At 69.1% G+C, this 9,350-nt stretch carries 9 protein-coding genes; 3 read left to right on the top strand and 6 right to left on the bottom strand.

The annotated features are described in order from the left end of the window. Window positions 1-116 precede the first annotated feature (116 nt). The 6 genes from ACZK33_RS23190 to ACZK33_RS23165 form a co-directional block, all read right to left on the bottom strand. Window positions 117-512 carry a hypothetical protein gene (locus ACZK33_RS23190; RefSeq protein ID WP_049421035.1) on the bottom strand — a complete coding sequence of 132 codons (396 nt, stop codon included), beginning with the start codon at window positions 510-512 and terminating at the stop codon, window positions 117-119. A 94-nt stretch (window positions 513-606) separates the two neighbouring features. Next, window positions 607-2,646, bottom strand: coding sequence for an FUSC family protein (locus ACZK33_RS23185; RefSeq protein WP_423174626.1), 2,040 nt, complete (start codon window positions 2,644-2,646; stop codon window positions 607-609). Window positions 2,647-2,649: 3 nt separating this feature from the next. Further along, the gene (locus tag ACZK33_RS23180; protein WP_414578605.1) at window positions 2,650-4,110 is read right to left on the bottom strand and encodes an efflux transporter outer membrane subunit; all 1,461 of its coding nucleotides are present in this window, start codon (window positions 4,108-4,110) and stop codon (window positions 2,650-2,652) included. Further along, window positions 4,107-5,024 (bottom strand): efflux RND transporter periplasmic adaptor subunit, encoded by a 918-nt coding sequence (locus tag ACZK33_RS23175; RefSeq protein ID WP_423174627.1) that lies wholly within the window; start codon window positions 5,022-5,024, stop codon window positions 4,107-4,109. Before ACZK33_RS23175 ends, ACZK33_RS23180 begins: the two co-directional genes overlap by 4 nt. Then, window positions 5,021-5,230, bottom strand: a complete 210-nt coding sequence (locus ACZK33_RS23170; protein ID WP_010487502.1) for a DUF1656 domain-containing protein — start codon at window positions 5,228-5,230, stop codon at window positions 5,021-5,023. The genes ACZK33_RS23175 and ACZK33_RS23170 overlap by 4 nt, the downstream gene beginning before the upstream one ends. A gap of 108 nt (window positions 5,231-5,338) precedes the next feature. After that, window positions 5,339-5,794, bottom strand: a complete 456-nt coding sequence (locus tag ACZK33_RS23165) for a MarR family winged helix-turn-helix transcriptional regulator (protein WP_012481667.1) — start codon at window positions 5,792-5,794, stop codon at window positions 5,339-5,341. Window positions 5,795-6,465: 671 nt separating this feature from the next. On the opposite strand from ACZK33_RS23165, the gene folE reads away from it, so the two are divergent. From folE to ACZK33_RS23150, 3 genes are all read left to right on the top strand, one after another. Beyond that, window positions 6,466-7,077 (top strand): GTP cyclohydrolase I FolE, encoded by a 612-nt coding sequence (gene folE / locus ACZK33_RS23160; protein WP_004141296.1) that lies wholly within the window; start codon window positions 6,466-6,468, stop codon window positions 7,075-7,077. 112 nt (window positions 7,078-7,189) lie between these two features. Then, window positions 7,190-8,659, top strand: a complete 1,470-nt coding sequence (locus tag ACZK33_RS23155) for a DUF3375 domain-containing protein (protein WP_317216911.1) — start codon at window positions 7,190-7,192, stop codon at window positions 8,657-8,659. After that, window positions 8,646-9,347: a DUF4194 domain-containing protein gene (locus tag ACZK33_RS23150; RefSeq protein ID WP_005411692.1), complete on the top strand. Its 702-nt coding sequence runs from the start codon at window positions 8,646-8,648 to the stop codon at window positions 9,345-9,347. Before ACZK33_RS23155 ends, ACZK33_RS23150 begins: the two co-directional genes overlap by 14 nt. Window positions 9,348-9,350: the final 3 nt, after the last annotated feature.

Below are 9,350 nucleotides of genomic sequence, written 5' to 3'. Positions count from 1 at the left end.
GGACGTACTTGCAGCGTCCCCCGCAACCGGAACCACCCCGCCAACCCACGGAGTGCAGGCTTTTGCCGTTGACGTTGATTCGGCAGGTGCAGGGCGGAGCCCTGCCGCCACGTTCATTACGCGATCAGTACCAGGCCATCGGGGAAAACGATCGCCGCTTCATCAGCGCTCACGTCGAAGAAGCCCACACCGTGCTTCTCGGCCAGGTCCTGCACGCGGCCGTGCGCACGTTCGGCCACCGAATAGGCGAACGCGCCGTAGATCACCTGACTACCGATGCTGTACTCGGTCACCTCGGCACGTTCGTCATCGTCGTTGCTCAATGGGCCGTTCAACGGCGGGAATTCCTGCGCCATCTCCGCAAACCACGCCTGCAGCGCCGGGCTGCTCACCGCCGGGTCGTCGTACTCGTGGCGCTCGTTCCACTGCGTCTGCTTCTCGAACCAGGCGATGAAGGCCGCGGTCTCACGTGGAGCGGTGCTGGCCTCGAACACCATCATGTCGTAACTCATGGAACCGTCCTGTTGTCGGGGCGAAAGGCCGCCGGGCATGGCCCGGCGCTACCGGATGACGATGGTAGCGCCGGGCCATGCCCGGCGGATCGCATTACATGGACGGCGCGTCGGCATCCGCCAGCCCCGGCGCCAACGCCTTCGCCTCCGGGAACAGCGCGAAGCGCAGGCCGATCAGGCCCATCAGCGCCTCGTCGCGCGCCTTGCAGGCGGCCACGCTGCCGACCCGGCCCAGCGAGGTATCCAACCGCTCACGCAGCGCTTCGGCCGCCACGATCGGTTTGCGCGCGGCGATCTGTCGCCGGTAGTGCACGGCCACTTCTTCCAGGATGTACTCGACCGCTTCACGGCTGCGCTCGGGCAGTTCCAGCCGTGCGCGACGCAGCTGCAGGATGTTCAGGCCGATGCGCGCCTCGTTGAGCATGTCCACCGAGGCGATGTCGCTGCCCTCCGGCGTCGCCGCCAGGCGCGGTGCGAGCAGGCCCAGCAGGTCGAGCATGCGCGCGGCGAAGCGCTGGCGGTCCTGCTGGCCGCGGCCTTCGGCGGCTTCGGCCAGCGTGGTCCAGCCCTGCCGCACCAGGCGGCGTGCAGTCCACTCGGCACCCACCGAACGGAACAGGCGGGTCATCACCACCGCAAAGCCAATGCCGATGAACATCGCAATCGACGAGTTGAGGAAGGTCTGGATGTTGGCGCTGTAGGTGTTCTGCAGGCTCAGCAGCGCGGCCAGGTTCACCGTCAACGGCAACGCGAACAGCGCGCTCTTGGGGTGGTGCAGCATCAAGCCCAGCGGCAGGAACGCCACCGCCAGCACCAATGCCAGCAGGCCGAAGTCGTGCACCGCCGGGAACACGCCGAACAGGTACACACCGGCCACCACCGAGGCGACCATCGCCCACACCAGGAACGACACCATGCTCGGTGCCGGGTCGTCCTGTGCAGCGAAGAATGCAGCGGTCACCGCGGCCATCATCGCGCCGTTGCCACCACCTTCCCAACCCAGCGCGATCCACAGCACGCAATAGCTCATCAGCGCCACGCCGGCACTGAGCGCGGAGAACAGCGCCATGCCGTAGTCGACGTGCTTGTCGGCGGCCACGCGTTCGGTGCGGATGCGGTAGTGCGCGCGGTCCAGCGGCGCGGTGCCGTGGTCGATCGCGTGCTGCAGCGTGCGGCAGTCCTGCCACAGGTCCACCAGTTCCTCCAGGCGCAGCAGCAGGCTGGCCAGCTGCAGGTGCTGCAGGTCGCGGTCCACCTGCGGCTTCAGTGCGCTGATGCGCGCGCGCAGGCGGGCGTATTCGCTGGCGTTGGTCGGCCCGTCCAGCCAGTCATGGATATCGTCGACCAGTGCCGGCAGTCCTTCCGGCAGGGCCTGGCCATCGCTGCGCAGCGCGCTCAGGCGGTCGGCAATCGAGGACAGCACTGGCAACAGCAGCAGCATGCGCTCGCGCAGGCGCTCCATCGACACCGCCGAACCGGCATGGCGTGGATCATCACGGCGCAGGAACTCGATCAGCGCCTCGAACTGCACCAGGTCGGCGGCCAGCCGGTTGCGCGGCGCATGCGCGCGGCCACGTTCAAGGATCTGCCGGCACCACTGCGCAGCGTCCTCCATCCAGTTGCCGATGCGCGCGCGCAGCATCGGGCGTACCGAGGCCGGGAACAGCAGCGACGCGAACAGCACTGCCACCACCGTGCCAAGGATGATCTCCTCGCTGCGTGCCACCACCGTGTCGAAGATGGTTTCCGGCGAGGTCACCGCCGGGAAGCCGATGAAGGCCGTCGTGTAACCGGCCAGCAGGAAGGCGTAGCCGCGCGGGCCGCGGTTGAGCAGGGCCATGAACAGGCAGCCGGCCAGCCAGATCGACATCGCCGCGCTCAGCAGCAGCGGCGTTTCCACCAGCGCCGGCAGCACCAGCAGGGTGGCCAGGCCCGCCACCAGCGTACCGACGATGCGGTACACGCCCTTGGCCCGGGTCGGGCCCAGCAGCGGCTGGCTGACGATGTAGACCGTGCCCATCGCCCAGTACGGGCGCGACAGGTTGCCGGCCATGGCGATGTACAGCGCGGCCACCGCGGCCAGGTAGGTCTTGATCGAGAACAGCCAGGCCTGGCGGTCGGTCAGCGCGTTCATGGCTTACTTCGCTGCGGTCGAGGCGTTGGGCGCGGCGGCGCTGGCCTGCCAGCCGCCACCCAGCACCAGGAAGAGGTGGATCTGGTCGCGCGAGACCTGCGCTTCGGCGGCCGCCAGGGTGGCATCGCTGGTGGCCAGGCTGCGGTCGGCATCCAGGCTGGACAGGTACGGCGTGCGGCCGCCCTGGTACAGCCGGCGGTTCTGCTCGGCGGCCAGCGCGGCCTGCTCCTGCGCGATGCGCAGCGACTGCAGCCGGCGCAGGTCCTGCGCATAACGGTCCAGCGCGGTCTGGGTCTCGCGCAGCGCCTGCAGCACGGTGTGGTCAAACTCGGCCAGCGCGGCATCAGCACCGGCTTCGGCGGCGTGGATGCGCGCGTGGGTGCCCGAGGACGGCAGCGTCCACGAGATCAGCGGGCCGATCGACCACTGCTGGGTCATCGGCGTGCCGAAGTCCTCCAGCAGGCCGGCGGCACCGAGCGAGGCACCCAGGCGGATGTCCGGGTACAGCTCGGCGGTGGCGACACCAATCCGCGCCGTGGCCGAGGCCAGCTTGCGCTCGGCCTGGCGCACGTCCGGGCGACGCTGCAGCAGTGCACGGCCATCACCGACCGGCAGCGGCTGCGCCAGCCTGGGGGCGTGCGCGCAGTCGATCACACCGGCCGGCAGCTGGCCCGGGGTCTGCCCCAGCAGCGCGGCCAGCGAATAGGCGGCGGCCGAGCGCTGCGCCTGCAGCGGCGGGAGTGCAGCTTCCAGCAGCGCCACCTGGGCATTGGCGCGGGCCAGTTCCGGCGGCGTGCCGCGGCCGGCCGCGATCAGGCGCTCGGTGACCGTGCGGCTGCGCTGCTGCAGCTGCAGCGAATGCTCGGCCACGTGCAGCTCGTGGTTGGCGTGGCAGATTTCCAGGTAGCTGTCGGCCACCTGCGCGACCACGCTGACCTGGGCCAGGTCGCGTGCTGCGGCGACCGACTGCTCGTCGGCACGGGCCGCTTCGGCGCCGCGCTTGAGCTTGCCGAACAGGTCGAACTGGTAGCTGACCGCGAACTTGCCATCGGCCAGGTTGATCACCGGCAGCTCGTGTTCCTGCAGGAACGATTCGGCCGACAGCTGCGCGCGGCTGACCCCGGCCTCGGCCTCGTACTCGAAGCCACCGGCGTCCAGCGCCTGTTCGTACACCGCCGCCGCACGACGCAGGTGCGCATCGGCGGCCTTCAGCTCCACGTTGTCACGCAGCGCCTGGGTGATCAGGCCATCCAGTACCGGGTCGTTGTACAGCGACCACCAGCGGTCGGGCAGCGCCTGGTTGGCGGCGATCTGCGGGTTCTGGGTATCGATGAAGGCGGCATTGGCCTGCGGGCGCTTGAACGCCGAGCCCTCCGGCAATGCATAGTCCGGGCCGACGGTCCTGCACGCGGCCAGGCTGGCCAGCGCGACGATCAGGCCGAGACGGGGCAGGGCGGCGTTCACAGGCCCGCCTGTGTCGGCGCGGTGCCGGCCTTGTCGTTGTGCGGATGGCGGCCGGTGTCCACGGTCACCGTGGCGGTGCGGCCGGCGATCAGTTCCACGCCCTTGGGCACCTCGTCGATGGCGATGCGCACCGGGATGCGCTGGGCCAGCCGCACCCAGTCGAAGGCCGGGGTCACGTTCGGCAGCAGGGTGCTGCCATTGCTGCGGTAACGGTCCTCGATGCCGGCGGCGATGCTTTCGACATGGCCACGCAGCGGGGTCGATTCGCCCATCAGGCGGATGTCCACGGCTTGTCCCGGGGCCACGCCACGCAGGCGGGTTTCCTCGAAGTAACCATCGATGCGGAACGAGCCGGTATCCAGCAGCGCCAGCACCGGCTTGCCGGCCACCACGTAGTCGCCCACGCGCATGGTGCGGTCGTTGACCCGGCCATCGGCCGGTGCGCGCACCTCGGTGCGCCCCAGGTTGAGCTCGGCCAGGTCGACCGCCGCCTGTGCGGTGGCCAGCGCGGCCTGTGCGGCCTGCAGCTTGGCGCGGCGCACTTCGGCGTCCTCGGCGGCGACCAGGTCCTGCAGGCTGCGATCACGGCCGATCTCGCGGCGCAGCTGTGACACCGAGGCCTGGCGCTCGCCCAGGCTGGCCTTGGCCTGCTCCAGCGCGATGCGGTAACGGGCACGGTCGACCACGAACAGCAGGTCGCCCTTCTTCACCGCCTGGTTGTCGGCCACCTGCACCGTTTCCACCGGCCCGGATACGTCCGGCGCCACCTGCACCACGTCGGCGCCGACATGGGCATCGCGAGTCCACGGCTCATCCATGTAATAGACCCACAGCTGGCGCAGCACCAGCAGGGCGACGATCACGGCTGCGCTGGTGAGCAGCACCGGCAGGGTCTTCTTCACGATCTTGTTCACGATTGCATCCAACGCAGGAGGTGGAACAGCAGGCCCAGCACGATTCCGTACAGCGCCAGGTTGAACAGCGCCGGATGCCAGACATGGCGATAGGCGCCGGCACGCTGCAGCAGCGCGTGCAGGCCGCTGTTGACCAGATAGGCCAACAACATCAACCCGAGCAGGGTCGGGACGAACACTCCGTGGAGACTGAATTCACCGGGCATCGGCAGGGGCGGGGGCGAGGTGGGGGAGGGGAGGAACAACGAAACAACAGCAACGGGCAAAAGCCGCTGGCGTGTGCACGGCAGCGGCGGTATTCGGGGGCAGCGCTCTTACGTGATGCGGTCGGCGGCCTCGGCCAGCAGGCGCCATGCCTTCAGCACGGCGTGCAGTTCATCCATGGAAAGCTCGCCGAACACGTCCTGGCGCAGGCCGATCAACTGGTCTTCCAGCTCGCTGACCAGTGCGTGTCCCGCGTCGGTCAGCCACAGCAGGTTGGCGCGGCGGTCGCTGGCGTCGCTCTCGCGGCGGACCAGGTCGCTGGCGCACAGCTTGTCCAGCAGGCGCACCAGGGAAGGACCCTCCATGCCCAGCTGCTGGGCCAGCGCCACCTGGCGGATGCCACCGCCGGAGCGACCGATCATCAGCAGCGGCATGGTGCAGGCGGTGGAGATGCCGTAGCTGCCGAGCCGGCTGTCGGCCAGGCGCTGCCACTGCCGCCCTGCGTAAAGCAGGCCGGAGCTGAGCTGCATCTGCAGCACGGTGCGTTCGTCGAGGGGTCGGTCCATAAGAGATAGATAGGATACTACTAATTTCATTCCTATCAATGGGTTTTTCTGAATGGGCGGGGTGTAGTGAGGAAAGCGTTGCGCCACGTTGCTACGGGTAGGGCAGCGGGGGCCGGGCGGGGCAGGACGCGCCGTGAACCCATCCTTGGGAGCTCGGCCGCGGCTTGCTCGTGTGCGCGTCCTGCGCACACGGCAAGACCGGCGTTGGGCGTCCTGCCCAACCCGCCCGAGGCATGCCTCGGGCCCATGCCGCGGACGGTCCTGCCCCGCCCGGCCCCGGCTGCCCGCCCATCACCCCGCGGGCGCGGTGGGTTGGCTCTTTAAAGGCAGAAGCAGTGCGGACCAACGGTCCGCACCCACCAGGGCAGCGGCGCGAGCCGTTTCCGAAGCCATGAACCCCAGCTTTTGACCCCGCTTTCGGGCGGTCCGGCCGCGCCCGCAGGAAACTGTCAGGGAGGGGGAGAGGGGGCTGCGCAGGACCGTTGGCGCCATGGATGGCGCCATCGAGCCCCCAAGGACGGGTTTACGGCGTGTCCTGCGCAGCCCCCTCTCCCCCTCCAGGCCGACAGCAACGACGCGCCAACAACGACCCCCCGATGAACCGTCCCAACAGGACGACCCACCCCCCGGTCGGGTACGATGCTCGCCCCCCGTTCGGGACGCTGTACGCAATGAGCAAGAACAACGAAAAGGCCGCCCCGCAGGGCGACGTGACCCAGGACCAGGCCGAGGATGCCGTGCGCACCCTGCTGCGCTGGGCCGGTGAGGACCCGTCCCGTGAAGGCCTGCTGGATACCCCCCGCCGTGTCGCCGAAGCCTATGGCGACTGGTTCAGCGGTTACCGCGACGACCCGCGCGCCTACATGGAGCGGACCTTCGAGGAAGTGGCCGGCTACGACGAACTGATCGTCCTGCGCGACATCGAGTACGAAAGCCACTGCGAACACCACATGGCGCCGATCATCGGCCGCGTGCACGTCGGCTACCTGCCGGCCGGCAAGGTGGTGGGCATCAGCAAGCTGGCCCGCGTCGTCGAAGCCTACGCCCGCCGTTTCCAGGTGCAGGAGAAGATGACCGCGCAGATCGCCCAGTGCATCCAGGATGTGCTGCAGCCGATCGGTGTCGGCGTGGTCGTCGAAGGCGCCCACGAATGCATGACCACCCGCGGCATCCACAAGCGCGGCGTCAGCATGGTTACCTCCAAGATGCTGGGCAGCTTCCGCGACGACGCGCGTACCCGCGCCGAGTTCCTGCGCTTCATCGAAGTGGGCGGCAAGCGCTGAGCCGCTTGCCCGCACCCCGCCGGCCGCTGTGGGCCGGCATGCCCACGGCTGCCCGCGCGGCAGCCGTGCGTGGCGGCTCGTCCCTGTCAGCCCAACAGACCTCTTTCGCTGCATGAAGCATCGCGAACGCATCTCCCGTTACCGCCATCTGCGCGAACAGCCCCAGTGGAAGCTGCTCGCCGCCGACCACGCTCCGGAAATCATCGGCCTGCTGCAGGGGCTGCTGATGGACGGCGAGCGCACGCTGTCGTCGTCGGTGCTCAACGAGCGCCTGCAACGTGCGCTGGACCAGCTCAACGGCGACGAACTGTCGCGCGACCTGCCGCGTACCGCGCAGGCTTACATCGCGCACTGGCTGGCCCAGGGTTGGCTGGAACGCCGTTTGCCCGAAGGCGCAGACCAGGAGCAGTACGAGCTGTCGACCGCGGCACTGCAGGCGATCCGCTTCGCCGACGGCCTGGAGCAGGCCCGCGTGGCCGCCACCGAAAGCCGGCTGGCGCTGGTCATCGAACAGCTCTCGCAGCTGGCCGCGCAGACCGAGTCCGATCCGGATGCGCGCCTGTCGGCGCTGCGCGACGAGCGCGACCGCATCGACGCCGAGATCGCCCGCGTTGGTGCCGGCCGTGTGATCGCGCTGGATGGCAAGCGCGCGCTGGAACGTGCGCGCCAGATCATCGGCCTGGCCGACGAGCTGACCGAGGACTTCCGCCGCGTGCGCGACGACTTCGAGCAGCTCAACCGTGATTTCCGCGAACGCATCATCGACGATGAGGGCGAGCGCGGCGATGTGCTGTCGCAGCTGTTCGAAGGCGTGGACGTGATCGGCGAGAGCGATGCCGGCCGCAGCTTCCAGGCGTTCTGGCGACTGCTCAACGACGCCGAACAGAGCGCCCAGCTCGATGCTGCGCTGGAAGCGGTGCTGGCGCGTGGTTTCGCGCGCCGCCTGGACCGCAACGAGCGCAACTTCCTGCGCGGCTTTACCAGCACCATGCTCGAGCGCGGTGGCCAGGTGCACGATGTGCTGCAGAACTTCGCGCGCAGCCTGCGTGGCTTCGTGCAGAGCCGTGGCTACCTGGAACAGCGCCGCCTCAACCAGCTGCTGAAGCAGGCACAGTCCGAAGCACTGGCCCTGCGCGACGAGTTCCCCGCACAGCGCGGCATCGGCCGTGACCTGCAGCTGACCACCAGCCGCCTGCGCTCGTGGTCGCAGTGGAGGCTGCACGATCCACGCAGCGCCCAGGTCGATGGCAACGTCGAGTACAACGACGCGGCCGCGATCAGCCTGGAAAGCGTCGGCGATCTGGTCGCTTCGTCCGAAATCGACTTCCGCACCCTGCGCCGCGACCTGCACGACCTGCTCGATGCACAGCCGCGGCTCAGCATCGCCCAAGCCCTGTCGCAGCGCGAGGCGCCGCAGGGTCTTGGCAGCGTCATCGGCTATCTGTCGCTGGGCACGCGCTTCGGCAACGTGGTCGCCGGCGAGCAGGAGCTTGCCGAATGGCGTGGTGGCGACGGCCAGGTCCGTCGCGCCCGCATCCCGCTGGTTTGGTTCACCCAGGAGAGACGCCATGAGCTGGCATGAAGATCCCATCGACGCAGCGCAGGCCGACGTGGCGGAAGACGCCTACGAAGCCGAGCCGGTGGCGGCCGTGGCGCAGCCCCGCCGTGGCAACGACGTGTACTACCTCGGCGATACCGGGCGCCTGCCGCTGGATGCGCGCCGTGCGCTGTGCCAGCTGCTGATCGGCCCCAGCATCGACCAGCTGCGCCACGCCAAGCTGTGGCCGGCGCTGATCCGCAGCGAGGCGGCCATCCGCTCGTCGCTGGCGGACCTGTTCCTGGAACTGGTGCTCGACCGTGACAGCGGCGTGGCGTTCACCCGCCAGGCCGATACCGAAGACGTGGATGCGCCGGTGCTGCTGCGCACCTCGCCGCTGACCTTCATCGATTCGGTGCTGCTGCTGTACCTGCGCCAGCAGCTGGCCGAGGCCGATGCGCGCGGCAACCGCGCGGTGGTCGCCGACGCCGAGATGGCCGAAGCGCTGGCCATCTACGAGAAGAACCTGTCCACCGACCGCGCCGGCTTCAACCGCCGCGTCGCCTCGGCGGTGCAGAAGATGAAGGACAACCACATCCTGACCCGCCTCAGCGGCCAGGAAGACCGCCACGAAGTCTCGCCGGCGCTGAAGCTGCTGTTCTCCGCCGAAGACGTGTCCCAGCTTTCGGCGGTGTACCGCCAGCTGCGCGAAACCCCGGCCGCCGAGGCCTGAGAG

The sequence above is a fragment of the Stenotrophomonas sp. 86156_Sma genome, assembly GCF_056481625.1.
Note: the sequence above shows the minus strand (reverse complement) of the source record. Positions and strands in the feature narration are given on the sequence as shown.

What these genes read in the sequence shown, in the direction of transcription:
- ACZK33_RS23170 (WP_010487502.1), bottom strand. Translation starts at nt 5,230, where the DNA reads ATGCCCGGTGAATTCAGTCTCCACGGAGTGTTCGTCCCGACCCTGCTC.
- ACZK33_RS23150 (WP_005411692.1), top strand. Translation starts at nt 8,646, where the DNA reads ATGAGCTGGCATGAAGATCCCATCGACGCAGCGCAGGCCGACGTGGCG.
- ACZK33_RS23155 (WP_317216911.1), top strand. Translation starts at nt 7,190, where the DNA reads ATGAAGCATCGCGAACGCATCTCCCGTTACCGCCATCTGCGCGAACAG.
- ACZK33_RS23190 (WP_049421035.1), bottom strand. Translation starts at nt 512, where the DNA reads ATGAGTTACGACATGATGGTGTTCGAGGCCAGCACCGCTCCACGTGAG.
- folE (WP_004141296.1), top strand. Translation starts at nt 6,466, where the DNA reads ATGAGCAAGAACAACGAAAAGGCCGCCCCGCAGGGCGACGTGACCCAG.
- ACZK33_RS23185 (WP_423174626.1), bottom strand. Translation starts at nt 2,646, where the DNA reads ATGAACGCGCTGACCGACCGCCAGGCCTGGCTGTTCTCGATCAAGACC.
- ACZK33_RS23165 (WP_012481667.1), bottom strand. Translation starts at nt 5,794, where the DNA reads ATGGACCGACCCCTCGACGAACGCACCGTGCTGCAGATGCAGCTCAGC.